The 24,599-nt window shown below is 71.2% G+C and carries 24 protein-coding genes; 8 read left to right on the top strand and 16 right to left on the bottom strand.

Annotated elements, in window-relative coordinates; translation table 11 throughout:
• Window positions 1–264 precede the first annotated feature (264 nt).
• The 3 genes from P8A20_RS06140 to P8A20_RS06150 all read right to left on the bottom strand — a co-directional run bounded on the left by P8A20_RS06140 (window position 265) and on the right by P8A20_RS06150 (window position 4,287).
• Window positions 265–1,038 carry a helix-turn-helix transcriptional regulator gene (locus P8A20_RS06140; RefSeq protein WP_147960049.1) on the bottom strand — a complete coding sequence of 258 codons (774 nt, stop codon included), beginning with the start codon at window positions 1,036–1,038 and terminating at the stop codon, window positions 265–267.
• 114 nt (window positions 1,039–1,152) lie between these two features.
• Window positions 1,153–2,895 carry a pyruvate dehydrogenase gene (locus tag P8A20_RS06145; protein ID WP_147960048.1) on the bottom strand — a complete coding sequence of 581 codons (1,743 nt, stop codon included), beginning with the start codon at window positions 2,893–2,895 and terminating at the stop codon, window positions 1,153–1,155.
• A gap of 60 nt (window positions 2,896–2,955) precedes the next feature.
• Window positions 2,956–4,287, bottom strand: a complete 1,332-nt coding sequence (locus P8A20_RS06150) for a protein phosphatase 2C domain-containing protein (protein WP_147960047.1) — start codon at window positions 4,285–4,287, stop codon at window positions 2,956–2,958.
• A 306-nt stretch (window positions 4,288–4,593) separates the two neighbouring features.
• On the opposite strand from P8A20_RS06150, the gene P8A20_RS06155 reads away from it, so the two are divergent.
• The gene (locus tag P8A20_RS06155; protein ID WP_147960046.1) at window positions 4,594–5,580 is read left to right on the top strand and encodes a helix-turn-helix transcriptional regulator; all 987 of its coding nucleotides are present in this window, start codon (window positions 4,594–4,596) and stop codon (window positions 5,578–5,580) included.
• Window positions 5,581–5,658: 78 nt separating this feature from the next.
• Entirely contained in the window at window positions 5,659–6,141 is a 483-nt protein-coding gene (locus tag P8A20_RS06160; protein WP_147960045.1) for a DUF456 domain-containing protein, read from the top strand.
• A gap of 64 nt (window positions 6,142–6,205) precedes the next feature.
• Here the strand turns inward: P8A20_RS06160 and rsgA are convergent, their stop codons facing one another.
• Window positions 6,206–7,360 (bottom strand): ribosome small subunit-dependent GTPase A, encoded by a 1,155-nt coding sequence (gene rsgA / locus P8A20_RS06165; protein ID WP_147960044.1) that lies wholly within the window; start codon window positions 7,358–7,360, stop codon window positions 6,206–6,208.
• 322 nt (window positions 7,361–7,682) lie between these two features.
• Between rsgA and P8A20_RS06170 the strand changes: the two genes are divergently transcribed.
• Complete coding sequence (locus P8A20_RS06170; RefSeq protein WP_147960043.1) at window positions 7,683–8,183, top strand: DUF5949 family protein; 501 nt, start codon at window positions 7,683–7,685, stop codon at window positions 8,181–8,183.
• Window positions 8,184–8,320: 137 nt separating this feature from the next.
• On the opposite strand, the gene P8A20_RS06175 is transcribed toward P8A20_RS06170, so the two are convergent.
• The 6 genes from P8A20_RS06175 to P8A20_RS06200 all read right to left on the bottom strand — a co-directional run bounded on the left by P8A20_RS06175 (window position 8,321) and on the right by P8A20_RS06200 (window position 11,257).
• Complete coding sequence (locus P8A20_RS06175) at window positions 8,321–8,728, bottom strand: rodlin (protein ID WP_147960042.1); 408 nt, start codon at window positions 8,726–8,728, stop codon at window positions 8,321–8,323.
• A 117-nt stretch (window positions 8,729–8,845) separates the two neighbouring features.
• Window positions 8,846–9,055, bottom strand: coding sequence for a hypothetical protein (locus P8A20_RS06180; RefSeq protein WP_147960041.1), 210 nt, complete (start codon window positions 9,053–9,055; stop codon window positions 8,846–8,848).
• 277 nt (window positions 9,056–9,332) lie between these two features.
• A complete protein-coding gene (locus tag P8A20_RS06185) occupies window positions 9,333–9,743 on the bottom strand; it encodes a rodlin (protein ID WP_030124677.1) in 411 nt (136 codons plus the stop codon).
• Window positions 9,744–9,922: 179 nt separating this feature from the next.
• Entirely contained in the window at window positions 9,923–10,225 is a 303-nt protein-coding gene (locus P8A20_RS06190; RefSeq protein WP_306103033.1) for a hypothetical protein, read from the bottom strand.
• 172 nt (window positions 10,226–10,397) lie between these two features.
• The gene (locus P8A20_RS06195; RefSeq protein WP_015579324.1) at window positions 10,398–10,631 is read right to left on the bottom strand and encodes a chaplin; all 234 of its coding nucleotides are present in this window, start codon (window positions 10,629–10,631) and stop codon (window positions 10,398–10,400) included.
• Between the two features lie 221 nt (window positions 10,632–10,852).
• Window positions 10,853–11,257: a rodlin gene (locus tag P8A20_RS06200; protein WP_147960038.1), complete on the bottom strand. Its 405-nt coding sequence runs from the start codon at window positions 11,255–11,257 to the stop codon at window positions 10,853–10,855.
• A gap of 275 nt (window positions 11,258–11,532) precedes the next feature.
• Here P8A20_RS06200 and P8A20_RS06205 point away from each other — a divergent pair, with 275 nt between their 5' ends.
• Window positions 11,533–12,309 carry a chaplin gene (locus P8A20_RS06205; RefSeq protein ID WP_306103034.1) on the top strand — a complete coding sequence of 259 codons (777 nt, stop codon included), beginning with the start codon at window positions 11,533–11,535 and terminating at the stop codon, window positions 12,307–12,309.
• Window positions 12,310–12,384: 75 nt separating this feature from the next.
• Here P8A20_RS06205 and P8A20_RS06210 read toward each other — a convergent pair whose 3' ends face one another.
• The 5 genes from P8A20_RS06210 to P8A20_RS06230 form a co-directional block, all read right to left on the bottom strand.
• Window positions 12,385–13,323 carry a dihydrodipicolinate synthase family protein gene (locus tag P8A20_RS06210; protein WP_306103035.1) on the bottom strand — a complete coding sequence of 313 codons (939 nt, stop codon included), beginning with the start codon at window positions 13,321–13,323 and terminating at the stop codon, window positions 12,385–12,387.
• Window positions 13,320–14,330 carry an oligopeptide/dipeptide ABC transporter ATP-binding protein gene (locus P8A20_RS06215; protein WP_306103036.1) on the bottom strand — a complete coding sequence of 337 codons (1,011 nt, stop codon included), beginning with the start codon at window positions 14,328–14,330 and terminating at the stop codon, window positions 13,320–13,322. Before P8A20_RS06215 ends, P8A20_RS06210 begins: the two co-directional genes overlap by 4 nt.
• Window positions 14,327–16,297, bottom strand: a complete 1,971-nt coding sequence (locus P8A20_RS06220) for a dipeptide/oligopeptide/nickel ABC transporter permease/ATP-binding protein (protein WP_306103037.1) — start codon at window positions 16,295–16,297, stop codon at window positions 14,327–14,329. Before P8A20_RS06220 ends, P8A20_RS06215 begins: the two co-directional genes overlap by 4 nt.
• 1 nt (window position 16,298) lies before the next feature.
• Window positions 16,299–17,249 (bottom strand): ABC transporter permease, encoded by a 951-nt coding sequence (locus P8A20_RS06225; protein ID WP_147960035.1) that lies wholly within the window; start codon window positions 17,247–17,249, stop codon window positions 16,299–16,301.
• 112 nt (window positions 17,250–17,361) lie between these two features.
• Entirely contained in the window at window positions 17,362–18,957 is a 1,596-nt protein-coding gene (locus P8A20_RS06230) for an ABC transporter substrate-binding protein (protein ID WP_147960034.1), read from the bottom strand.
• A gap of 170 nt (window positions 18,958–19,127) precedes the next feature.
• Here P8A20_RS06230 and P8A20_RS06235 point away from each other — a divergent pair, with 170 nt between their 5' ends.
• The 4 genes from P8A20_RS06235 (at window position 19,128) to P8A20_RS06250 (ending at window position 23,803) form a co-directional block, all read left to right on the top strand.
• On the top strand, window positions 19,128–19,868 hold the full coding sequence (locus tag P8A20_RS06235) for a FadR/GntR family transcriptional regulator (protein ID WP_147960033.1): 741 nt from the start codon (window positions 19,128–19,130) through the stop codon (window positions 19,866–19,868).
• 161 nt (window positions 19,869–20,029) lie between these two features.
• On the top strand, window positions 20,030–21,007 hold the full coding sequence (locus tag P8A20_RS06240) for an acetylxylan esterase (protein ID WP_306103038.1): 978 nt from the start codon (window positions 20,030–20,032) through the stop codon (window positions 21,005–21,007).
• A gap of 71 nt (window positions 21,008–21,078) precedes the next feature.
• The gene (locus P8A20_RS06245; RefSeq protein WP_306103039.1) at window positions 21,079–22,527 is read left to right on the top strand and encodes a sialidase family protein; all 1,449 of its coding nucleotides are present in this window, start codon (window positions 21,079–21,081) and stop codon (window positions 22,525–22,527) included.
• Window positions 22,528–22,624: 97 nt separating this feature from the next.
• Window positions 22,625–23,803, top strand: coding sequence for an FAD-dependent monooxygenase (locus tag P8A20_RS06250; protein WP_147960030.1), 1,179 nt, complete (start codon window positions 22,625–22,627; stop codon window positions 23,801–23,803).
• Here P8A20_RS06250 and P8A20_RS06255 read toward each other — a convergent pair.
• Entirely contained in the window at window positions 23,785–24,486 is a 702-nt protein-coding gene (locus P8A20_RS06255) for a FadR/GntR family transcriptional regulator (RefSeq protein ID WP_147960029.1), read from the bottom strand. The two genes, P8A20_RS06250 and P8A20_RS06255, sit on opposite strands and share 19 nt — an antisense overlap.
• Window positions 24,487–24,599 lie beyond the last annotated feature (113 nt).

Raw genomic sequence — 24,599 nt, forward strand, 5'->3', positions numbered from 1 at the left:
TCCGTACTCCAGTTCAGGGATGGGCGCTGCCGCCTCGCACGTCCCCGTCGCAGGGATCGGGGCATGAGGGGGTGGCACCGGAGAAGCGGCAAACTTAGGTAAGGCTTGGCTTTCCTTTGACCTTATGAAAGACACAGGGTTGTCGCAATCAACCGTTCAAGACAGGTCGTGTAGCGATCGGGACATGGAGGCGTCGGTGTGCCGGCCGGGTCCATACGGTGTCCCGGGGGCGGCAGTGGACCCCGCTCCTCCCCGCGGCCGGGCTCAGCGGTGCCGGAACGCGCCGGGCGTCAGTCCGGTCGTACGCCGGAACGCCGCGCCGAAGGCACTCGCCGAGCGGTAGCCGACCTCCTCGGCGACGATCTCCACCGCCCAGCCACGGCTGAGGAGTTCGACCGCGTGCTGCGCCCGGACCCCGGCGACCCAGCGCGCGAAGCTGGTACCGGTCTCGGCGTTGAAGGCGCGGGTGAGCGTGCGGGCGCTGACCCCGAGTTCGGCGGCCCACCGGGACAGCGTCCTCCCGTCGCCCGGGTTCCTCCGCACGGCGTCGGCGATCGGCCGCAGCAGCGGGGAGGTCGGTACGTGGACCAGCAGCTCACGGGGGGACGGAGTGAGCACGTCGAGCACCATCGCCTCCGTGGCCGCCCGGGAGCCGGGCGCGAGCGAGGTGTCGCCGAGCCGTTCGAGCAGCAGGCGGAGCAGCGGGGTGATCTCCACGGCCACGGGCACGTCGGAGAGCGAGGGCGTGGTGGCGCGCCCGAAGAACGTCGCACGGAACCACGTCCCGGCGACCGCCGAGCCGGAGTGCACGGTGTCCGCGGGCATCCACAGGCCGAGCGTCGGGGTGATCGTCCACGCCCGGGCGCCCACCACGGCCACCGAGGCGCCCCGCCCGTTCCAGAGCAGTTCGTCCCAGGGGTGGGCGTGGGCGTTCCAGCGGGTGTCGTGTGCGACGGTCTCCTCGTAACCGTGGATGACGAACGGCGCCCCGGCCGCAGCCGCGTCCTGCGCCGCCACGGTGCGGGTCTCCCCGCTCACGCCGCCTCCCCCGGCCGGTGCGCGGAGACCGCCGCCGGGGCGTCGCCGGTGGGAGGGTTCGGTGGCATGCCCCCAGGTTATCGAGCAGCCGCACGGGAGCCCGAGGGGCCCCGCTCAGGGCCGGGGCACGTTGCGGAGGTTGGAGCGGGCCATCTGGAGCATCCTGCCGACCCCTCCGTCCAGGACGATCTTGCTGGCGGAGAGCGCGAACCCGGTGACCATGTCGGCGCTGATCTTCGGCGGGATGGAGAGGGCGTTCGGGTCGGTGACCACGTCGACGAGTGCGGGTCCCTTGTGCCTGAAGGCGTCCTTGAGCGCGCCCTCCAGCTGCTTGGGCTTCTCCACCCGGACGCCGTAGGCACCCGCGGCACGGGCGATCGAGGCGAAGTCGGGGTTCTTGTTGGTCGTGCCGAACGACGGCAGTCCCGCCACCAGCATCTCCAGTTCGACCATCCCGAGCGAGGAGTTGTTGAACAGCACGACCTTCACCGGCAGGTTGTACTGGACGAGCGTGAGGAAGTCACCCATCAGCATGGTGAATCCGCCGTCACCGGACATCGACACGACCTGCCGGTTCCGGTCGGTGAACTGGGCTCCGATGGCCTGCGGCAACGCGTTCGCCATCGAGCCGTGGCTGAACGAACCGATGACCCGGCGCCTGCCGTTGGGCGTGAGGTAGCGGGCCGCCCACACGTTGCACATGCCGGTGTCGACGGTGAACACCGCGTCCTTGTCGGCGATCTCGTCGAGCACCGAGGCGACGTACTCCGGGTGGATCGGGACGTGCTTCTCGACCTTGCGGGTGTAGGCCTTGACCACGCCCTCCAGCGCGTCGGCGTGCTTCTTCAGCATCCGGTCGAGGAACTTGCGGTCGGTCTTGACCTTCACGCGCGGGGTGAGACAGCGCAGCGTCTCGCGCACGTCGCCCCAGACGGCGAGATCGAGCTTGGAACGCCGGCCCAGGTGCTCGGGGCGCACGTCGACCTGGACGATCTTCACGTCGGTCGGGAGGAACGCGTTGTAGGGGAAGTCGGTGCCCAGCAGGATCAGCAGGTCGCACTCGTTGGTCGCCTCGTAGGCGGCCCCGTAGCCCAGCAGCCCGCTCATGCCCACGTCGTACGGGTTGTCGTACTGGATCCACTCCTTGCCGCGCAGCGCGTGACCGACCGGGGCCTTCACCCGCTCGGCGAACTCCATGACCTCGGCGTGCGCGCCCGCGGTTCCGCTCCCGCAGAACAGCGTCACCCTTTTGGCCTTGTCGATCATGGCGCAGAGCTTGTCGATCTCCTCGTCGCCGGGCCTCACCGTGGGCCGGGAGGTGACCAGGGCGTGCTCGATCGACTTCTCCGGAGCGGGCTGCGAGGCGATGTCACCGGGCATCGAGACGACACTGACGCCACCGCGGCCGATCGCGTGCTGGATCGCCGTCTGGAGCAGCCGCGGCATCTGCTGCGGGTTGGAGATCATCTCGTTGTAGTGACTGCACTCCTGGAAGAGCAGCTCGGGATGGGTCGCCTGGAAGTAGCCGAGGCCGATCTCGCTGGACGGGATGTGCGAGGCGAGGGCGAGCACCGGGGCCATGGAGCGGTGTGCGTCGTACAGGCCGTTGATGAGGTGGAGGTTCCCAGGGCCGCACGATCCCGCGCAGGCTGCCAGCGTGCCGGTGATCTGGGCCTCGGCTCCGGCCGCGAAGGCCGCGGTCTCCTCGTGCCTGACCTGGATCCACTCGACTTCGGAGTGACGCCGGACGGCGTCGACCACGGGGTTGAGGCTGTCACCGACGACGCCGTACAGCCGCTTGACCCCCGCCCGCACGAGAATGTCGACGAACTGTTCCGACACGTTCTGCTTGGCCATGGGTGCGTACCCTCTCTGCCTCCGGCTGTCCGTGCCTCCATCTATCCACGGCGTGCCCGGTTACGCCTCCCAGACCGCGGCGCCCGTACGGTCGTCGGCGTACCCCTTCGTCCTGAGCTGGATGTCGGCCAGATAGGCGGGCAGTCCGGGCGGGCGGCCGGCGGACCAGCGCCGCGCCAGCTCCCCGGCGAGCGCCGGCTCACCGCGCATCGGTTCGGCCAGGCCGTTTCCGCAGAGCAGCAGCGTGTCCCCGGGGCGGGCCACGGACGCGCGGAAGCGGAAGGGCTCTGCGGGTGGTGGTGCGCTCCCGGCACGAGGGGGCGGGGGTGTGGTGATCTGCAGATCCATCGTCAGCCGGTCGCCGTCGGGACCCTGTTCGTCCGCCGCGCCGCCGGTCGCCGGCAGCACGGGGTCGAGGTCCTGCCAGGCCCCGTCGCGCAGGCGCAGGACACCGCCCGGTCCGATGCCGAAGAAGACCCGGGTGCGGCACTCCGGGTCGGCGGGCAGCAGCAGGCACCGCAGACCGGTGGTGTACGCGGACGGTTCGAGGCCGAGCTCGGCGGCGCGGGCCCGCAGCTTGCCGTAGGTGCGGTCGGTGAGGCGGTGCAGCCCCGACTTGAGGTCGCCCCTGCGCCCCGCCCTTATGTCGTCGGAGAGCCGGGCGTGACTGCGGGCGACGGCTCCGCCGATCCAGCGACAGGCGTCGGCCGCGGCAGGACGGTCGTGTCCGTCACCCCGTCCGCCGCCGGCCACCGCGACCAGGACCAGGGCGCCGTCCCCGTCGCCGAACCGTGCGGTGAGCAGGGCGTCTCGACGCGGTTCCCCGCGGAAGCGCGCCGAGTCCCCGCGTACGGACGCGGCGCGCAGGGTGTACGTCCCGTGGCGCGCGCCGTCGAGAACCGTGTCGGGGACGAGCTCGTCGAGCGAGTCGGGCCCGGACTCCGGCAGGGCGGCCGGTTCGGCGTCGTAGGTGGGGGGCCGGTCCCCGATGTGGCCGACGGTGGGGCGCTCCGGCGGCGGAGCGGCCGGCGGCTCGGGCGGCGGAGGCGGCGGCCGCACGGCGAAGGTCTGCGGCCGGCGGGGCCCTGCGGGTGCCTCCCACGGGGCGCGCCCGACGGCGACGGTGCGCGGGAGCCGCCGCGGCTCCGGCACGGGCCCGGCCTCCGGGAGGCGCGGGTCGGGCAGCGGCACCACGGTCGCCGGGTGGTCGTCCTCCTCCGGGCCCTCCACCGGCTCGGGCTCCGTTCCGCCCACCGCGTCGGACACGGAGTCGAACCGGGCGTCGAGACTGTCGGGCGCGCTGCTCGGCCCGGTGTCCGGCGCGGTCTCGTCGTACAGCGCCTGCCACCAGTCGTCCTCGTGGGCGGCGGGCTTCTCCCCCTGCTGGCTCATGTCCCTATTGTCGACCGAGCGGGGCGCACGAAACCGGGTCATCCGGAAATCCGGTCCGGAAGTGACCTGCGGGTGGACCCGCCGGACGTCCCCACCCCCCACGGGAAGGTCGCCCGGCGGGCCGGTCTCCGCGATCGGCCCGGCACCCGTGGGGCGGCCGTTGCAGCGGTGGCGCCAGATTGTCAGAGAGACCGGTGCCACGGGGCATGATGGCCCCGGCGGGTTTACGCCGTGGCCGCTTCCCGCCACGGCACAGCCGTCCGACGGGCGCGGGAACGCGCGACACCGACCCGGGGAGGGCCGAGGATGCTGTCAGCGATAGGTCTCGACGAGAGACAGGAAGCGGCCTACCGGGCGCTGGTCGCGACGGGCGCCGCGGAGCTCTCCGACCTCGCGCGACGGCTGGCCCTGCCGGAGGCGGACACCGAGCGCGCGCTGCGCCGGCTGGAACAGCAGGGCCTCGTGGCCCAGTCCTCGTCCCGGGCGGACCGCTGGGTCGCCGCCCCGCCGGGGGTCGCCCTCGGCGCGTTGCTGACCCAGCAGCGCCACGAGCTCGAGCAGGCCGAGCTGGCGTCCGCCCTGCTCGCCGAGGACTACCGGGCCCAGGCGGCGGAACCCGCGGTGCACGACCTCGTGGAGGTGGTGACGGGCGCGAGCGCGGTGGCCCACAGGTTCCACCAGCTGCAGCTGGGCGCCGCGACGGAGGTCTGCGCGCTGGTCACGGGCAAGCCGATCGCGGTCACCGGCATGGAGAACGAGTCCGAGGAACGGGCGGCGATGCGGGGCGTGACCTACCGCGTCGTCGTCGAACGCGACGTCCTCTCGCTGCCGAACGGGATCGTGGAGCTGTCGGCGGCGCTGAGCCGCGACGAGCAGTGCCGGGTGGTCGACCGGGTACCGACGAAGCTGGTGGTCGCCGACGCCGCGCTGGCCATGGTGCCGCTGACCGGACGGCACGCGGAGCCCGCGGCCCTGGTGATCCACGCCAGCGGGCTGCTGGAGTCCCTGATGGGCCTCTTCGAAGCGGTGTGGCGGGACGCCATGCCACTGCGGCTCGGCGGGAGCGGTGTCAGCGAGGAGAACGGGCCGGGCGCGGATCCCACCGACCTGGAGATCCTCTCCCTGCTGCTGGCGGGCCTGACGGACGCGAGTGTGGCCAAACAGCTGGACCTGGGGCTGCGGACGGTGCAGCGCCGGGTCAAGGGGCTCATGGAGCTCACCGGGGTCACCACCCGGCTGCAGCTCGGCTGGCACGCGTACGAACGTGGCTGGGTGGCCCGGGCCCCGCGCTGAGCAACCGGCCGCGGGCCCGGTCCGCCCGTGGGGACGCGCTGACGGGCGGGACCGGGCGGACTCCGGCACGCTGGTCGAATGAGTGTGTGGCAGCTCGTTGCCGTCGGGGCGGTGATGCTGCTCGGCCTGGTCGGCGTACTGGTGCCGGGCGTGCCCGGGCAGGCGATCGTCTGGGCCGCGGTGCTGTGGTGGGCGCTGACCGACCCGACCCCGGTCGCCTGGGGGGTGCTGATCGGCGCGACCTGCCTGCTGCTGCTGAACCAGGCGCTCAAGGCGCTGCTTCCCGCGCGCCGCCCCCGCGATTCGGGGGCGCCACGCCGGACGCTGATGGCCGGCGGGATCGCGGCGATCGCCGGGTTCTTCGTGGTCCCGGTGGTGGGCGGTCTCCTCGGGTACGTGGGCGCCGTCTACGGCGCCGAACGTCTGCGTCTCGGCAGCCGGGCCGCGGGCTGGACCTCCCTGAGGTCCGTGCTGAGGGCGACGGGGTACTCCGTGCTCGTGGAGCTCTACTGCTGCCTGCTGGCCGTGGGCGCGTGGCTGGGAGCCGTCATCTGGGGCTGAGGACCCGAGGGCCGAGGGCCCAGGGGCGAGGGCCCGGGCGCGTGCCCGGACCCCGGCGGTCCCGTCAGCGGGTCCTGCCCCGCTTCATCTCCATGGCGGCCCTGCCCTCCGCGCCCCTGCGCTTCCACTCGCGCAGGGTCTCGGAGCGCAGCCGGGCATCCGTCTTCGCAGCGATGCGGTGGTTCTCCCGGAGCAGCTTGCGGTAACTGTCGAGCCGTCGCTCGGGCAGCGACCCGTCCTCGATCGCGGCCATGACGGCGCATCCGGGCTCGGACGTGTGGGCGCAGTCGTGGAAGCGGCACCGCCCGGCGAGGTCCTCGATCTCCGAGAAGACCTGGCCCACGCCGGCCTCCGCGTCCCAGAGGCCGACCCCCCTCAGTCCGGGGGTGTCGATCAGGACACCGCCTCCCGGCAGCACCAGGAGGTTGCGCGTCGTGGTGGTGTGCCGGCCCTTGCCGTCCACCTCACGTGCCTGCTGCACATGCATCACGTCCTCGCCGAGCAGCGTGTTGGCGAGGGTCGACTTCCCGGCGCCGGAGGTGCCGAGCAGCACGCTCGTACCGCCGCCGACGATCGCGCCGAACACGTCGACGCCCTCCCCCGTGGCCGAGCTGACGGCAAGCACCTGCACCCCGGGGGCGATGCGCTCGATGTCCTCGACGAGATGGGACAGAGTGATCACGTCCGGGACCAGATCCGCCTTGGTGAGCAGCACGAGCGGGCGCGCCTCGTGCTCCACGGGCCGTGACCCGTCGCCGAGCAGCGCGGCGCCGGCGGTGCTGGACATGGCCAGCGCCAGGAAACGTTCCAGCCGTCCGAGGTCCAGCTCGACGGCCAGCGATACGCAGATGACGATGTGATCGATGTTGGTCGCGAGGACCTGGCCCTCGGAGCGCTGCGACGACGTCGAACGCACGAAGGCGGTACGACGGGGCAGCAGGGTACGGACGAACTGCGGGTCGCCGCCGGGGTCGACGGCCACCCAGTCGCCCGTGCAGACGATCCTCATCGGGTCGCGGGGCACCACGAAGGCGGTGTCCGCCCTGATGACGCCGTCCGGAGTGACCACGTCGCACTGACCGCGGTCCACCCGCACCACACGTCCCGGCAGGAGTCCCTGCTCGGCGTACGGGGCGAAGGTGTCGGCCCACGCGTCGTCCCAGCCGTACGGGGCCAGCGGGTGCGACGGGGTGGAGGCCTGGGAAATGGAGAAAGACAAGGGAAACCCTTCACAAGGGCGGCCCCGGCAGCGCGCGTTCAGGCGCGGAGAGAATTCAGGTCAAGGTCAGCCGGCGGCCACAGGGGTGGGGACGATGCTCTTCGGGTCGTGGGCAGTGCCCACCGCTGCGACAGTCATCAATGTCCTCACCTCCTGGTTCCTCGAACTGCGCACACAGTAGCGCGGGGGCGACCGGGGCGGTCAACAGGTTTTCCGGGAAGCGAAGGCACACACGGCGGATTGGCCGGGGTTGGCAGAGATATTCCCCGATCAGGTGATACGCGTGCACCCGTACCGGTCTCGTGCCGTTAGGGTGCCGGACATGACCTCATCCAAAGCCGCCACCGCCCCTTTCACACCTGCCCAGTTGGGCACCCAGATCCTGATCGGCTGGAGCGGGTCGAACCCGGGAACAGGGCGTGAGACCGCCTTCCTGCTCACCTACACGCTCGGCGACGGTTCCGACGGACCGGAGGCGGGCGAACAGGCCATGCGCACCGCCCTGGAACGCAGCGGCCTGCGGGTGGGGGGCGAGACGCTGGACGCCTCGGAACTCCCCAACCTCCCGGTGAAGTTGCTCGTACAGGCGGGCCAGGCCGTCCTGACGCTGCCTCACTTCAACGCCCAGTACACCGTGCCGCCCGAGTGGCTGGCCGTGGCGCGGTCGGAGGGCAAGGTGCACGGGATGTTCGCCACTCGTCCGTGGCCCGCGGCTGTCCCGGGACAGCCGGTGAGCGAGGAACTGCTGGCTTCTTTCGTGGGCGACCCCGAGGTCATCGGCACCTCCGCCCACTGCCTCATGCCGGTACGCACCCTGGGCTGACCTCACCCGCTCCCGTCCGCACGGCGATGCCCACCACCCCCCGTGGAGTGGTGGGCATCGCCGTGCTGACGTACCGCACAGCCGAATGCGGGCGGCCCCGCGGGCACTGAGCCCCGGACCGCCCGCATTCAGTGGTGTCAGTTGTTGCCGACGCCGTTGCCCGAGAGCACCGGGATGTCGCTCAGGATGTGCGAGAGCGGCTCGTCACCCTTGGCCTGGGTGGAGTTGTCCGCGCACTGCTGGTTCTGCGGGTTGGACAGGACGTTGACGTCCTGGACGGCGATCGGAATGACACCGATCAGCGAGCCCACGTTGGCCTTCACCGGCAGGGCGATGCAGGGCTTGTTCAGCGAGCCCTGCACGAGGCTGAGCTGCGGGCTCTGGTCACCCTTGGTGGAGCTGTTGCCGTACTCCGACTCGGCACCGTTGCCGTTGACGGTCGTGGTGCCGTGATCGTCACCGATCGCCATGGCCGAGGGGGCCGCGGCGGCGGACAGACCGAGGAGGGACACAGCCACAGCGGCGCCGGCCATAATCTTCTTCATTGCGCTTCACCTTTCGGAGCGTCCCGTTGTGGAACGTACTGATCAACCGCAAACGGAGGATTAAGTTCCGCTGCACCACTCGAACGAGTTGGATCCGGCTTTCCGTCGACGCGGTTCCTACCTGCCGCCCGATTCCGCGCGGGCGGCGGGGACGAAGACCTCGCGGCCGCGCGGGGCCCCGGAGGTCACCGCCGCCGCGGACGGGTCGGCCCCGGCGTCTCGCCGTGCCGCGTCCCGCCATTCGGCGAGCAGCCGGTCGTAGATGGGCGTGGAGCTCTCCGGCGACCGGTCACGGCCGCGCGCATGGTGACTGTCGTACGGGTCCATGCCCCGCACCTACCCGGCCGGGCGCGCGGCGTCGGCCGGGACTGAGGCAATCGGCCCAATTCCCCCACTATCGGGCTACCCGACGTGCAGACCAGCGCCCCCGGCCGCCTGGGCCCGGGCACGCGTACGGGGCCGGTCCGACCTGGGCGCCGACCGCAGAGCGGTGGGCGCACGGAAGGACCGGCCCCGTACGTGCTCACTGACCACGCACTACGACGGGCGGGAATCGGTACGCCCTGGCCTCAATGGTCGCAGGGCGAGCCGGAGTCGCACGGAATCAGTTGTTGCCCGCGCCGTTGCCCGAGAGCAGCGGGATGTCGTTGAGGATGTGCGACAGCGCCTCGTCACCCTTGGCCTGGGTGGAGTTCTCGGTGCACTGCTGGTTCTGCGGGGAGGACAGGACGTTGATGTCCTGGACCGAGATCGGGACGAGCCCGAGCAGCGAGCCGACATTCGCCTTCGCCGGCAGGGCGATGCAGGGCTTGTTGAACGAGCCCTGGATGAGACCGATCTGCGGGCTCATGTCGCCGTGGGTGCTGCTGTTGCCGTAGTACTGGTCCGAGCCGTTGCCGTTGACCGACGTCGTGCCGGTGTCGTTGCCGATCGCCATGGCCGAGGGGGCGGCAGCGGCGGAAATACCGGCGACGGAGGCGGCGACTGCCGCGGACGCCAGAATCTTCTTCATCATGAACGTGCCCTTCTGGATTTCTGTTTGCCCGCCTGTCCGGAGCATTCTGAACAACTCCGCCGAGGCGGTCCCGGTTTCGCCCCTTCACTCGAACGATTTCCCGGGACGGTTTCGGTGCACCGCATACGGGTGCCGTCCGACGGAACGGCGCACGACGCGAAAGGGCGCCCGGCCGTGGATCAGCCGCCGAGGGGCAGCCCGCCGATGAGAGGCCCTGCCGCCTCGGCGACCGTGGTGACCGCCTTCGCCGACTTGGCCACCTTGCCGTCCCCCTTGACCTTCCCGGCGGTGTCCCCGACGGCGTCCACCACCGGGTTCACCACCTGGTCGGGGATCGCGGGGACGGTGGAGGACAGTTCGTTCACTCCGCCGGTGAGGCTGATCCGGGGCGCCGTGGGGGTGGTCGCGGCGAAGGCGGGGGCGGCCGCCCCGAGAGCGGCGACGGAACCTGCGACGAGGGCGACGGTCTTGGCGTACTTCACTTTCTCAAATCCCTTCTCGGGCGGCGTCTGCCGCCATTTCCAGGACCAACGACCGAGCGGTGCGCGGGGAAACTGCGGGGCGTGGCATTTCCCCCGCACGACGAAAGGCCCTGGAGCGCCACAGCGCTCCAGGGCCTTCTCATGACGGGCCGTCGGCCCTGTCGACGAGAGCTCAGTCGTTGATGCAGACGTTGCCGAACGCCGGGTTGAGCAGACCGATCACGTTGACGGTGTTGCCGCAGACGTTGACCGGGATGTGGATCGGGACCTGAACGACATTGCCGGACAGGACACCCGGGGACCCGGCGGCAACGGCACCGGCACCGGCGTCGGCCATGGCCGGGGCAGCGGCGCCCAGCGCCATGAGGGTTCCGGCGGCGACGGCGGCGACCTTGGTGTACTTCACTTTCATCCCTTTCTGCAGCGGAGTCCTCGACGGACACGTCTTTCGTGCCGCACGAGCGCTCCTACGGACGCACTCGTGACTCCGGAGCTGTAATCCGTAACGATTTACGGGCGACTTCGAAACGCTGTGGGAAACGTTTTCGGGAAAACCGCCCGAATGACGCAGGCCCGGGCCGCACGATGGAGGAGTGTCGGCGGCCCGGACCGGTCGTGGTGGCCCGGTCAGCTGTTGCCGGCGCCGTTGCCGGAGAGAACCGGGATGTCCGACAGGATGTGCGACAGCGGCTCGTCGCCCTTGGCCTGGGTGGAGTTCTCGGTGCACTGCTGGTTCTGCGGGTTGGAGAGGACGTTGACGTCCTGGACCGCGACCGCGGCGAGGATGCCGACGAGCGCACCGGCGTTGGCCTTGACCGGCAGGGCGATGCAGGGCTTGTTCAGCGAACCCTGCACGAGGCTGAGCTGCGGGCTCTGGTCACCCTTGGTGGAGCTGTTGCCGTACTCCGCCTCGGCGCCGTTGCCGTTGATCGACGTCGTACCGGTGTCGTCACCGATCGCCATGGCGCTGGTCGCCGAGAGACCGAGGATGGAGGCGGCGACGGCGCCCGTCGCCAGGACCTTCTTGATCACGATGAACCCTTCTCGTACCGAGTGCCCCGCAGCGGAGCGCCCTGATCAACTCGCCGCCCGGCATTTGGTTCCCCCCGCTCGGCCCCGTTCACCCGAATGCCATGAAGACCGCGTCGAGCGAACACGCGTACGTGACCCTTTCGGGTGGTTACACAATTTCCACCGATCTCCAAGTTTCCCCCGCAACCGTCGCGTCGTTAGGAAGTCGTCCGCGTCGATGGAATGACCGCCATCAGGGTCACCGCCCACGCGAATTTCCCGGAGAAGGGCATGTAATGCGACAGGTTCTGAATAAAAGCATGATCGTCATGGCGGCGGCGTCGGGCATCCTGACCGCCGCCGGCGGTTACGCGCACGCCGACGCCTCGGCCGACGGAGTCGCCGCGAACTCGCCCGGTGTCGGTTCGGGCAACGCCGTGCAGGTCCCGGTGCACGTCCCGGTCAACCTCTGCGGCAACACGGTCAACGTGATCGCCCTGCTGAACCCGGCCTTCGGCAACTCCTGCGCGAACGTCAGCTCGCACGACCGCCACGGCGACGCGCAGGACGACGCGTACGGCGACGAGCACGGCCAGGCGCAGGGCGGCCACAAGGGCTCCGGCGCCAGCGCCGACGGCAAGGCCGTCGGCTCCCCGGGTGTCCTCTCCGGCAACCTGGCCCAGGTCCCGGTGGACGTCCCGGTCAACGTCTGCGGCAACAGCGTCAACGTCGTCGGTCTGCTGAACCCGGTGTTCGGCAACGACTGTGTCAACGACAGCGGTGACCACGGCCACCCGCCGGTGAAGCCGCCGGTGGAGCCGCCGACCGAGGAGCCCCCGACGGTCACGCCGCCCACCGAGGAGCCCCCGACCGAGGAGCCCCCGACGGTCACGCCGCCGACCTCGAAGCCTCCCGTGGAGGAGCCGCCGGCCGGTAACCCCGGTCCGAACACGCCCGACACGCAGCTGGCCCAGACCGGTTCCGCCGGCATGGGTCTGGCCGCCGGCGCGAGCGCGGGGCTGCTGCTGGGTGGCGCGGTGCTCATGCGCCGCACCCGCGCTTCGCGCAACTAGTCCGCCCCGCACGGAAGGGCCGTCCCGCAGCGCGGATGCTGCGGGGCGGCCCTTCCGCATGTGCGGGAAGCGGTGTCAGACGCGGGACAGACCCGCCCGGTCCAGGTACGCGGCGATCACGACGGTCTCCGCGGCGTCGAGCCTGCGCATGGGCGGGCTCATCACGTTGGTCGCGATGACCCCGCGCAGCATCAGGGCCGTCTTGAAGGCGCCCAGTCCGGCCGCGGTCGCCGAGGCGGTCCCGGACGCGGCGGCCGTGACGATGTCGAACAGGCCGACCAGGCGGTCCTGTTCGGCCTTGGCCGCTGCCCAGTCCCCCCGCACGGCCGCCTGGTGCAGCCGCACGTAGCCGTGCGGGTCCACGTTGCCGAGGCCGGGTACCGACCCGTCCGCGCCGCTCAGCATCATCGCGTCCACCACCAGCTCATGGCCGGTGAGGACCGAGAAGCCGGGGAACGCCCGGGCCCCGATGGCGAGCCTGCGGAACGACCCGTCGTCGCCGCTGGAGTCCTTCACCCCTGCGAGTACGCCGTCCGCGGCGAGCGGGAGCAGCAGTTCCGGGTCCAGTTTGCTGTGGACGCACACCGGGACGTCGTACGCCAGGAGCGGGAGGTCCACCGCCGCCGCGATGTCCCGGAAGTGGCGGTCGATCTCCGGGGGGTGGGTGCGGGTGTAGAAGGGCGCGGTGGCGACGACCGCGTCCGCCCCGAGACCGGCGGCGGCGCGGGCCCTCTCGATCGCCCGGTTCGTGGTGGTCTCGATGGCGCCGACGAGGACGGGTACCTGCCCGGCCGCCACCGAGGTGATCACCTTGATGACCTCGTCCTGTTGCGCGGGCGTGAGGTAGGCGGTCTCGCCCGAGCTGCCGAGGGCGAAGAGCCCGCTCACTCCCGCGTCGAGGAGGTGGCCGACGACCCGCTCCAGGGACGGGGCGTCCAGTTCGCCGTCCGTGGTGAGCGGGGTGACGACGGGCGGGATCACTCCGGAGTAGGAGGTGGTGGTGGGGGTGGTCATGCGGTGCTCCTCGCGGGCGGTACGGGGGCCGGGTCCCCGGACGGGGACGACGTGGTGGGCTGGGGGTGGACGCAGTGCCAGCGGTGTCCGCCGGGCCCGGAGCTCTCCGTGGGGAAGGCTGTGGCGCACGCGTCGTCGGCCTTCCAGCAGCGGGTGGTGAACGGACATCCGGGCGGTGGGTTGGTGGCGGAGGGCACCGGTCCGGTGAGCACGATGCGCTCCGTCGTCTCCAGCAGGCTGGGCGTGGCGGAGAGCAGTGCCTCTGTGTAGGGGTGTCTCGGGGCGCCGGCCACCTCGGCGGCCCTGCCCTCCTCGACGATGCGGCCGAGGTAGAGGACGGCGATGCGGTCGGCGAGGTAGCGCACGGTCTGGATGTCGTGCGAGATGAACACCATGCCGAGTCCCAGGCGGTCGCGCAGGTCGACGAGGAGGTTGAGCACCTGGGCGCGGACGGAGACGTCGAGCGCGGAGGTCGGTTCGTCGGCGACGATCAGTTCCGGTTCGAGGGCCAGGGCGCGGGCGATGGCGACGCGCTGGCGCTGACCGCCGGAGAGCTGTCCGGGCAGGGCTTCCAGGGTGTGGCCCGGCAGGCCGACGAGGTCGAGCAGTTCCTCGACCCGTGCCTCGCGGGCCTCCCGGGTGCCGCGCCGGTGCACGTCCAGCGGGTCGCGGAGGATCTGACGGACCGTCAGGCGTGGGTTGAGTGCTGTGGAGGGGTCCTGGAAGACGACACCGACCGCCGAACCGAAGTCGCCCCGCCGTTCGGCGCCCGTCATCTCCCAGAGGTCCCGGCCGTGGAAGAGGACCTTGCCGTCGGTGGGCCTCTGGAGCCCGGTCAGCACGCGTGCCATGGTGGACTTTCCGCAGCCGGACTCGCCGACCAGGCCCACGATCTCTCCGCGCTTCACCTCCATGGTGGCGTCGGTGAGCGCGTGCACGGCGTCGCGGCTGAAGAGGCCTCCGCTGCGTGCCTTGTGGCGTACGTGAACGCCGTCGAGCCTGATCACAGGGCGCTCCCTTCCAGCTTCTTCGCGGCGGCCTCGGCCGGGTGGTGGCAGGCGAAGCCGTGGTCCTTCGTGGTGCCGCGCCCGCTCAGTACGGGGGTGGTGCGGCAGAGGCCGGTCGCCGCGCCGCAGCGCCCGGCGAAGCGGCATCCCTCGCCGAAGCCCTGGGGCGCGGGGACGACGCCGCGGATCTGGTGGAGCCGGCCGGCCCCCGCTTCGAGGGAGACGACGGACCCGAGCAGGCCGCGGCTGTAGTGGTGGGCGGGGTCGGTGAGCACGGCCCGGGTGTCGCCGACCTCGGCCAGCCGCCCCGCGTACATCACGGCGACCCGGTGCGAGAGGTCCCCGACCAGGGCGAGGTCGTGGGAGACCAGCACCATGGCGAAGCCGAGTTCGTCGCGCAGCTCGACGAGGAGTTCGACGACCTGCGCCTGGACGGTGACGTCGAGTGCGGTGGTCGGTTCGTCGGCGATCAGGAGGCGGGGGCTGCGGGAGAGGGCCATGGCGATGAGGACGCGCTGGCGCTGGCCGCCGGAGAGCTCGTGCGGATAGCTGCGCAGGGTGCGTTCGGGCGAGAGGCCGACGAGTTCGAGGAGTTCGGCCGGGGTCTTCGTACCGCCGCGCGAGGTCAGCTGCTTGAGCTGGGTGCCGACGAGCACGGAGGGGTTGAGGGAGGAGAGCGCGTCCTGGTAGACCATCGCGATCTCCGGGCCCATCAGGGCGCGGCGTTCCTTGGGCGGGAGCTTCAGCAGGTCCCGGCCGCGGTAGAGGATCTCGCCGCTGACCTCCGCGTTGCGGGCGAGAAGCCCCATGACCGCGAGGCTGGTGATGGACTTGCCGCACCCGGACTCACCGACCAGGCCGAGGGTCTCGCCCTCGTGGACGGTGAGGTTCAGCTTGTCGACGACGGGGACGTCGCCGTAACGGTCCGGGAAGCGGATGGCGAGGTCGCGTACGACGAGGAGTTCGCCGGCGTCCTCGCGCACCGGTGTGATGGTCGGCTCGGTGGACTCGATGTGCCGTGCGAGCTTGCCGAGGGCAGCGTCGATGTCGACGGTGGAGGCGGCTTCGACCGGGTCCGGTGCCGTGGTGGCGGCGGGCTCGGCGTGGGCGCGGGCGCTCTTCGGCGCCGCGGAGGCGTCGGTGAGGCCCTCGGAGAGGATGTTGAGCGCGAGGACGGTGATCAGCAGGGCCAGGCCGGGGAAGAAGGTGGCCCACCAGCCGCCGGCGAGGAGGATCTGCCGCCCGTAGGCGAGGACGCTGCCCCAGCTGGGGTCGGGGTCCTGCACACCCGCTCCGATGAAGGAGAGGCTGGCCTCGAAGATGATGGCCTCGGCGACCATGACGGTCGCGAACACCATGACGGGCGCCATGCAGTTGACGGCGACGTGGCGGAGCACGATGTAGCCGCGGCGGGCCCCGATGACCTTCTCGGCGGCGACGTAGTCCTCCCCGTACTGGGCGAGGACGTTGGCGCGTACGACGCGGGCGAGGGAGGGCGTGTAGACGAAGGCGATGGTGAAGATGATCACCGGGACGCTGGTGCCGAACACGGCGACGAGGACGGCCGCGAGCGCGATCGGCGGGAAGGACATGACGATGTCGAGGGTGCGCATGACGGACTCGTCGCCGAGTCTGCGCGAGGTGGCGGCGAGCGATCCGAGGACGGAGCCGGCGACCAGGGCGACGGCGGTCGCCCCGAGGCCGATGACCAGCGAGTAGCGCGAACCGTGCACCACACGGGCGAAGACGTCGCGGCCCGCGCGGTCGGTGCCGAACCAGTGGTCGGCACCCGGGGCCTGGACGGGGGTGCCGGTGGTCAGCGGGTCCTGCGTGAGCAGGGGGGCGAGTACGGCGCCGAGTACGACGACGACCAGGACGCCGAGGGCGACGCGGGAGGTGACCGGCAGGGCGCGGAAGGCGATGCCGGGCCGGGAGAGTTTGGTGGCCAGACGGCCCGTGGCGAACATGTCACACCGTCCTGATGCGCGGGTTGACCAGCAGGTAGAGCAGGTCGACGATGACGTTGACGACCAGGAAGGCGATGGCGATGGTCAGTACGGTGCCCTGGACCAGGGCGACGTCGCCGCCGGTGACACCTTCGAGGATGAGTTTGCCCATGCCGGGCAGGTCGAAGATCGCTTCGATGACGACGGCCCCGCTGAGCAGGTAGCCGACCTTGACCCCGAGCACGGTGAGCGGGGTGACGAGCGCGTTGCGCAGCACCGAGCGGATGACGAGGTGGACCGGCAGACCGTTGCCCTGTGCGGTGCGGACGTAGTCGCGGTCGAGCTCCGCGACCATGGCGGTGCGGACGAGCCGGGCGAGCGAGGCCGCGACGGGCACCGCGAGCGAGACGGCCGGCAGGACCATGGTGGTGAGCCAGCCGCTGAACGAGTCGGCGGGGTTGGTGTAGCCGCCGGTCGGGAACACCCGGGTGTTCAGAGCGAACTGCTGGATGAGCAGGACGCCGAGCCAGAAGGAGGGGATGGCGACGCCGGCCATGGACAGGACGCGGAAGAGCTGGTCGGGCCAGCGGTCCCGGTACATGGCGCCCAGGACTCCGCCGGCGACGGCGAGGACGATCGCGAGGAGCAGTCCGAGGAAGGTGAGCTGGAGGGTGAGCGGGAAGGCGGCGGTGATCCGGTCGATCACGGGCTGGCTCGGCGGGACGGTCATCCCGAGGTCGAAGTGGAGCAGTTGGCCGAGGAAGTCGAAGTAGCGCACGGGCAGTGGGTCGTTGAGCCCGTTGGCCTCGGCGAAGGCAGCGCGGGCCTCGGGGGTGGCGCTCTCCCCGAGCGCGTTGAAGGCCGGGTCGACCGGCGAGAACTGCAGCACCACGAAGACCAGCAGCGCGATGCCGAGGATCATCACCGGCATCATCGCGACGCGGCGCAGCGCGAGCCGGAGAAAAGCAACCATCGTCGGGTTCCTTGCGATTGGGCGGGCGGCTGGTCCGGGCCGCCGGGGAGGGCGGCCCGGACCGGTGTGCGGGGCCCGCCGGAAGGGGCCGGTCCCGCACCGGGCGTGGGCGTCAGGCGCGGCCGACGTCCACGAAGGACAGGCCGGTGGTCGGCAGCGGCCTGAATCCGGGCAGGGCCTTCTCGTTCCATGCGGTGGGCAGCTTGCGGTGGAGGATCGGGTAGAGCGCCGCCTCTTCCGCGACGATGTCGGTGATCCGGCCCCAGAGCTGCCTGCGCACCGCCTCGTCGGCGGCCTGGGCGGCCTTGTCGAGGAGTTGCCTGACCTGCTTGTACTCGGCGGTCCGGGACCAGCCGTAGCGCTTCTCCGGCCAGAAGCCGTAGTAGAACCAGCGCATCAGGAGGTCGACGTCGTTGCCGAAGACGGAGGGGTCGCCGGGGGCCACCATGACCTCGAAGTCACCCGCGTCGACCTTGGCCCACTGGGCCGGGGACTGGGCGATGTTCAGGGTGGCCTCGACACCGGCGGCGGCCCAGCTCTCCTTGAGCAGCGGGGCGATGTCCTTGACCCAGCCGGTGTCGGTGGTCAGGACGGTGAACTTCAGCTTGCCCACGCCCGCGTCGGCGAGCAGCTTCTTCGCCTTGGCCACGTCGTGCGTGTACACGGTCGCGGCCTCGTGGTAGTCGGGGTGGGTCGAGGGGACGTACCCGGTCGCGGCCGCCGCGTTGCCGACCATCGCGGTGCTGATGATCTTCTCGGTGTCCAGCGCGTGGTGCAGGGCCTGGCGGACCCGCTTGTCGGCGAACCTCTTGTCGGTCGTGTTGAACATGAGGAAGAGGAGGCCGAATGACTGCACGGACTCGGTCTTCGTGGTGGCGGCGAGTCCGTCCACGTCGATGTACGGGACGTCCTCGATGGCCTGGACACGGCCGGACTGCATGGCGCTGACGCGGGCCGACTGGTCCGACATCAGGCGCCAGATCATCTTGTCGGCCTTGGCCGGGTGGGAGCCGTTGTACTTGTCGTACTTCTCGAAGACGATCTTGTCTTCGCGGGTCGCGGAGACGAACTTGTACGGCCCCGAGCCGACGGGCTCGGCGTCGAATCCCTTGACGTCCGCCTCGACGATCTTCTTCGGCACGATGCGGGCGACGGCGATGCGGGAGGGGAAGAGGGCGAAGGCGTACTTGAGCTTGAACTCGACAGTCTTCGCGTCGACGGCGGTGACCGTGTCGATGAAGGGCACGAACTGCGCCATCAGCGAGGAGTTCTTCGGGTCCAGGATGCGTTCGAAGCTGAAGACGACGTCCTCGGCGGTGACGGGCGAGCCGTCGTGGAAGGTGGCGCCCTCGCGGAGGGTGGCCCGGTAGGTGGTGGCGTTGATCTTCTTCGGCATCTCGGTGGCGAGGGCGGGACGCGCCACGAGCGTGGCCGGATCGAGATCGACCAGGCCTTCGAAGATGTGCATGTTGGCCGCGTAGGGCGTGGCGCCGGAGGTGATCATCGGGTCGAAGCCGGTCGACAGCGGATACGACAGACCGGCCTCGATGGTGCCGCTGCCGTCGCCCTTGCCCGCAGCGCCGTCGGCGGTCGAGGAAGGCCCGCCGCACGCGGAAAGGCCTGCCGTGACGGCTGCGGCCGCGCCGATGGCACTGGTGTAACGCAGGAAGGTGCGGCGCTCGACGCCGGCTGGCCTCAGCTCGGGCACGGGTCCTCCAAGGGACGTTGAGAGCTTGGAATGAGTGGAGAGCCACCGTTTTCGACGGCCTTCGGGATGCCGCCGGACGGTTGAGCATCAGACGTCAGATGTCTGATGCCTTGATAGCGTGGGAACGTAGCTTGACAATCGAGAGGGGTCAAGAGGTGGGGAGTTCACATATGTCCGGCACGCGACCCGGCCGCACCCTGCTGCGGCAGGAAGTGGTCGAGGGCATCAAGCGCTACATCCTCGACGAGCGGCTGCGCCCCGGGGACCCGCTCCCGACGGAGCCGGCCCTGTGCGAGGCGCTGGGCGCAAGCCGTTCCAGCGTCCGGGAGGCCGTCAAGATCCTCGCCGCCCTCGACATCGTGGAGGTGCGCCACGGCCACGGGACGTACGTCGGCCGACTCAGCCTGTCCGCCCTGGTGGAGAGCCTCACCTTCCGGGGCCTGCTCTCCCCCGACGACGACTTCCAGGTCATGGCCGACCTCGTCGACGTACGCGAGCTCTTCGAGCGGGGCATGGCCGACCGGATCATCTCCTCGCTCAGCACCGAGCAGCTCGACGGCCTGGAGCGCCTGGTGGCGACCATGCGCGACACCGGCGCAGGCGAGGGGCACGGCTTCGTCGCCGCGGACCGCGCGTTCCACGCCCTGCTCGTGGAACCGCTGGGCAACGACCTGATCGGCCAGCTCTCCATGGCCTTCTGGGACGTCTACACGATCGTCGCCCCGCACCTCGACGGCTTCACGCACGCGGACGAGACCGCCACGATCGCCGCCCACCAGAACATCGTGGACGCGGCCCGGGCCGGCGACGTCACCGCGTTCCTGAAGGCTCTGGACGAGCACTACACCCCCGTACGGCGGCGGATCGCCGAGGCCAGGTCGCGTGGGGCGGGCCCGGCCGGCCAGGCCTGACATCACCGCGCACCACCCCCCGCCCCGCCTTCCGGGGCGGGGGCCGCGGCCTCCGGCACACCCTTGACGTCCGACGGCAGGGCTCCCTAGGGTCCAGTTTGCCAGCAGGACATCTGACGTCTGCTGTTTGGACTCTTCCCTTACTCCAGGAGGGCACAGCCATGCCTTCGGCCGATCTCCCGCTCGAGGAATGCCGCGTCTACCGGCCCGAGTTCCCGCTGCCCGACGGCTTCGACGCCTTCTGGTCCGGCACCCTGGGCGAGCAGCCGCACGACGGTGCCGCGGACAAGCCCCGGTACAGGGAGGTCGACTGCGGACTGCCCCACATCCGTACGTACGACGTGAGTGTTCCGGGCTACGCCGGACGCCCGGTGCGCGGCTGGCTGCACATGCCCACCGGTGCCACCGAACCGCTCGGCTGCGTCGTCGAGTTCCTCGGGTACGGGCGCGGCAGGGGCCTGCCGCACGAGGAACTCATGTGGGCCTGCGCCGGTTACGCACACCTGGTCATGGACACCCGGGGGCAGGGGTGGTCGGCGGCGGCCGGCGTCACCCCGGACACCGATCCGGGGGCCGCCGGGACGGTGCCGGGCTTCCTGACCCGGGGTGTCGAGAGCCCCGAGACCTACTACTACCGGAGGGTGTTCACCGACGCGGTCCGCTTCGTCGAGGCGATGCGCGAACACCCCGAGGTCGATCCCGCCCGCATCGTGGTGACCGGGGTGAGCCAGGGCGGCGGCATCGCGCTCGCCGTGGCCGGGCTCGTGCCGGGGCTGGCCGGTGTGATGCCGGACGTGCCGTTCCTGTGCAACATCGCCCGGGGCGCGCGGATCGCCGCACTGCCGCCGTACACCGAGATCGCCGCCTACCTCCGGCTCCACCACGACCGCACCGACCAGGTGTTCCGCACCCTGTCGTACTTCGACGCGGCCCATCACGCCACCAGGGCGACCGCGCCCGCACTGTTCTCCGTCGCGATGACGGACGAGATCTGCCCGCCCTCCACCTGCTTCACCGCCTACAACCGTTACGCGGGCCCCAAGGAGCTGCGCGTCTACGAGTTCAACGGGCACGAGGGCGGCGGCGCGCACCACCGGGCGGAGCAACTTGCCTGGGTGCGCGAATTGTTCACCCCCTGACGCGCCGGCCTTTCGCGCCGCGCTCCGCTCCGTCTCCGCACCTCTCCCCCTCACGAGAAGAGAGACCGTTCATGCAGCGCAGAGTCACCCTCGCCATGCTCTCGGCCGCCGTCCTGGTGGCCACCGCCGCCGGCACGGCCCACGGCGCACCCACCGCCGCGGCCGCGGCCGGAGAGCTCACCTCGCAGGACATCGCGACCCAGGGCGCCGGATCCCCCTACTACCGCATCCCGGCGCTGACCACCTCGGTCAAGGGCACCCTGCTGGCCGCCTACGACTCCCGTCCCACGCTCGGAGACCTGCCCGGCAACCTGGGGATCGTGCTGCGGCGCAGCACCGACGGCGGCACGACCTGGCAGGCGCAGCAGGTGGTCCGCAAAGAGGCCGCCCCGAAGGGGTTCGGCGACCCGAGTCTGCTGGTGGACCGCACCACGGGCCGGATCTTCGTCTTCTACGCCGCCTCCGTGAACCAGGGCTTCTTCGGGTCGGGCACCGGCAACGACGAGACCGACCCGAACGTCCTCCAGGCCGACTACAGCTACTCCGACGACGACGGGGTGACCTGGACCCACCGCCGGATCACGCAGCAGATCAAGAACCCCGCCTGGGGCGGCATGTTCGCCGCCTCCGGCGAGGGCATCCAGGTGCGCAACGGCACCTACAAGGGCCGTCTGATCCAGCAGTACGCGATCCGGAACAACGGCGCCAATTACGCGGTCAGCGCGTACAGCGACGACCACGGCGCGACCTGGAGGACGGGCAACCCGGTCGGTCCGGGCGGGGACGAGAACAAGACGGTCGAGCTCAGTGACGGCCGGATCATGCTCAACAACCGTTCGGCGCCCTACCGGACCATCGCCCACTCCACCGACGGCGGGGTGAACTGGACCCCCTTCACCCAGGACACCGCCCTGCGGGACCCGGCGAACAACGGCTCGGTCATGCGGTACGCCCCGGACGCCGCGGCATCGGACCCGAAGGCCTCGTGGCTGCTGTTCAGCAACACGGACAGCAGTTCCTCCCGGAGCAACCTCACCGTGAAGATGTCCTGCGACAACGGGAGGACCTGGCCGATCCGTAAGGTCGTCAACTCCGGTAGCGCGGCGTACTCGACACTGACGCGGCTGCCGGACGGACGCCTCGGCCTGCTCTACGAGCGGGACAACTACAAGCACATCACGTACTCCTCCTTCGACCTCCAGTGGCTCGGCGGCACCTGCGCCGACGTCACCATCACCCCGCCCGCCACCATGAAGGCGGGGACCACCACGGAGGTCACGGTCCGGGTCGTCAACCGGATGGACGTCACCCGCAGCGCCGGAACGCTCGACCTGACGGTGCCCGGCGGCTGGACGACCCGTCAGGTGGCGTTCCCGGCGACACGTCCGGGTGAAGGCGCGAACATCAAGGTCCCGGTCACCGTCCCGGCCGGTGCCTCGGGGAACGCCGAGCTGACCGCGACCTACAAGGCCGACGGCAAGCAGGCCTCGGGGAGCCGCACGGTGACCGTCACCCCGTAACACCCGCCTCCTGTGTGAGTGTTGTCGCCCTGGTCGCACCCGGCCGGCTGCCAGGATGGGGCGGCACCTCCCGGGACGACGGACAGGCGGCAGCGGCATGGCGGTGACGGGTTCACGGATGGGCGTGGTCGGCGGCAGCATCGCCGGGTGCGCGATGGCGGTCGCGGGTGTCAGGGCGGGGGCGGAGGTCACCGTCCACGAGCGCAGCGACGGCGAGCTCCGGGACAGGGGGCTCGGGATCGTCATCCCGCCCCCTCTGCACCGCCGGCTGGTGGACGCGGGATATCTGGACGCCGCCATGCCGACCGCCCCCGTGGCGACCCGGGTCTGGCTGACCCGGGTGCCCGGGGAGCGGTCGGCACGCGAGTTCGCCCGCCAGCCCAGCGCGGTCACCCCGTGCAACTGGGGCCTTCTCTGGCAGTCGTTGCGGGCCGCCACCACCGGTGCGCGGTACCACCGGGGGCGCCCCGTCACCTCGGTCGCACGTGACCCCGCCGGGGGCGCCCTCGTCCGCACCGCCGAGGGTGAGGAGGCCTACGACATCGTCGTGGGCGCCGACGGCCACCGCTCGCTCACCCGCCAGGTCCTGGCCCCGGACCTGCGGGCCTCCCCCGCCGGGTACACGGTGTGGCGCGGCACGCTTCCGGCGGGCGCGTGGGCCGAGCACCGCCGGCCCCTGGAGTTGTTGCGCGCTTCCTGGGTGACGATCGGCTTCCCGGGCGGGCACGGCATCTTCTACCTGATCCCCCGGGGCGGGGGCGCCGGGCCTGACGAACGCCTGCTGGCCTACGCGATCTACGCGACCCCGCCCGCCGGGTCGCACGACGAGGCCGGACACGTACGGCAGCTGGCCGACGAGCACTTCCCCCGTGAGTGGGCGGACATCGTGGCCCGCGGCGAGCACACCGCGATGACCTGCCACCCCGTCGCCGACCTGCACGCGCCCCTGGCCGCGGATCCTCCGTTCCTGCTCGCGGGCGACGCGGCGGGGGTGACCCGCCCGCACACGGCGAGCGGGGCGGTCAAGGCTCTGCAGGACGCCCTCTGCCTGGAGGAGGCGCTGCGGACGTCCGCCTCACCCGCCGAGGCGCTGCGGCACTACGCCCGGGAGCGGACCCCCGAGGGCGCCAGGCTGGTCGAGCTGGGGCGCAGGCTCGGCCGCGCGCAGGTGGAGCAGACCCCGGACTGGACCGCCATGGACCAGGGTTCGGTGGACGCCTGGTGCCGCGCCACCCTCGCGGGCACGAAGAGCTACCTCTACGCGGACACGGACTGAGGGTCGAGGCGGCCCCGGATCCCGTCGAAGTGGGTGCGCATCGCGCGCACCGCGCGTGCGCCGTCGGCCGCCGCGACCGCCTCGACGATCTCGTGGTGCTGGGCGCAGGTGACGGACGGGTCCTGGTGGCCGTCGTCCACGTCCTCGCGCACCCGGTCCATGGCCGCCCAGAACGCGTCCAGCACCTCGCTGAGGAGGTGGTTGTCGAGCGAGGCGTAGAGCGCGAGGTGGAACGCGCGGTCGGTGGCCCGGGCGACCCGGCCGCCCTCGGCGGCCTCGGCCTCCATCGTCGCCACGAGGGCCCGCAGCACGGCCAGGTCCTCCGCGGGGACTCCGGCGGTGACGGCTCCGACGAGTCCGGTCTCCAGCGCCTCGCGCACCTTCATCAGTTCCAGCAGGCCCGGTTCGCCCTGCCGGTGCCGGACGGCTGCCCGGAAGGCGAGCCCCTCGGCGAAGGGTGACAGGGAGAGCGAGCCGACGAACGTCCCGAAGCCCCGCCGGATCTCGACGACGTTCACGGCCTGGAGTGCCTTGAGGGCCTCGCGCACCGAGACGCGTCCGGCGGAGAACAGCTCCATCAACTCGGTCTCGGTGGGCAGCGGATCGCCCGGTCCGAGCCGGCGTCCGAGGATCAGTTCCTTGATCCTTCGCTCGATGTCCTGAGCCATGGTGGGGCGGGCCACAACGGTCCTCCTGGGGTGTCGCCGGCCACCGGCACCTCTTGACCGGCTGCCGGGGCATCTGTTTAAGGTGAGTCCAGACATAGGACATCTTACGTCCCACGTCCTGGTCGCGC

This window comes from Streptomyces sp. Alt3, from assembly GCF_030719215.1.
GTDB lineage: Bacteria > Actinomycetota > Actinomycetes > Streptomycetales > Streptomycetaceae > Streptomyces > Streptomyces glycanivorans.

Coding starts and splice junctions, on each gene's coding strand:
- P8A20_RS06210 (WP_306103035.1), bottom strand. CDS start 13,323: ATGACCACCCCCACCACCACCTCCTACTCCGGAGTGATCCCGCCCGTC.
- P8A20_RS06170 (WP_147960043.1), top strand. CDS start 7,683: ATGACCTCATCCAAAGCCGCCACCGCCCCTTTCACACCTGCCCAGTTG.
- P8A20_RS06250 (WP_147960030.1), top strand. CDS start 22,625: ATGGCGGTGACGGGTTCACGGATGGGCGTGGTCGGCGGCAGCATCGCC.
- P8A20_RS06205 (WP_306103034.1), top strand. CDS start 11,533: ATGCGACAGGTTCTGAATAAAAGCATGATCGTCATGGCGGCGGCGTCG.
- P8A20_RS06185 (WP_030124677.1), bottom strand. CDS start 9,743: ATGATGAAGAAGATTCTGGCGTCCGCGGCAGTCGCCGCCTCCGTCGCC.
- P8A20_RS06155 (WP_147960046.1), top strand. CDS start 4,594: ATGCTGTCAGCGATAGGTCTCGACGAGAGACAGGAAGCGGCCTACCGG.
- P8A20_RS06245 (WP_306103039.1), top strand. CDS start 21,079: ATGCAGCGCAGAGTCACCCTCGCCATGCTCTCGGCCGCCGTCCTGGTG.
- P8A20_RS06235 (WP_147960033.1), top strand. CDS start 19,128: ATGTCCGGCACGCGACCCGGCCGCACCCTGCTGCGGCAGGAAGTGGTC.
- P8A20_RS06220 (WP_306103037.1), bottom strand. CDS start 16,297: ATGTTCGCCACGGGCCGTCTGGCCACCAAACTCTCCCGGCCCGGCATC.
- P8A20_RS06180 (WP_147960041.1), bottom strand. CDS start 9,055: ATGGACCCGTACGACAGTCACCATGCGCGCGGCCGTGACCGGTCGCCG.
- P8A20_RS06145 (WP_147960048.1), bottom strand. CDS start 2,895: ATGGCCAAGCAGAACGTGTCGGAACAGTTCGTCGACATTCTCGTGCGG.
- P8A20_RS06150 (WP_147960047.1), bottom strand. CDS start 4,287: ATGAGCCAGCAGGGGGAGAAGCCCGCCGCCCACGAGGACGACTGGTGG.
- P8A20_RS06175 (WP_147960042.1), bottom strand. CDS start 8,728: ATGAAGAAGATTATGGCCGGCGCCGCTGTGGCTGTGTCCCTCCTCGGT.
- P8A20_RS06160 (WP_147960045.1), top strand. CDS start 5,659: ATGAGTGTGTGGCAGCTCGTTGCCGTCGGGGCGGTGATGCTGCTCGGC.
- P8A20_RS06225 (WP_147960035.1), bottom strand. CDS start 17,249: ATGGTTGCTTTTCTCCGGCTCGCGCTGCGCCGCGTCGCGATGATGCCG.
- P8A20_RS06240 (WP_306103038.1), top strand. CDS start 20,030: ATGCCTTCGGCCGATCTCCCGCTCGAGGAATGCCGCGTCTACCGGCCC.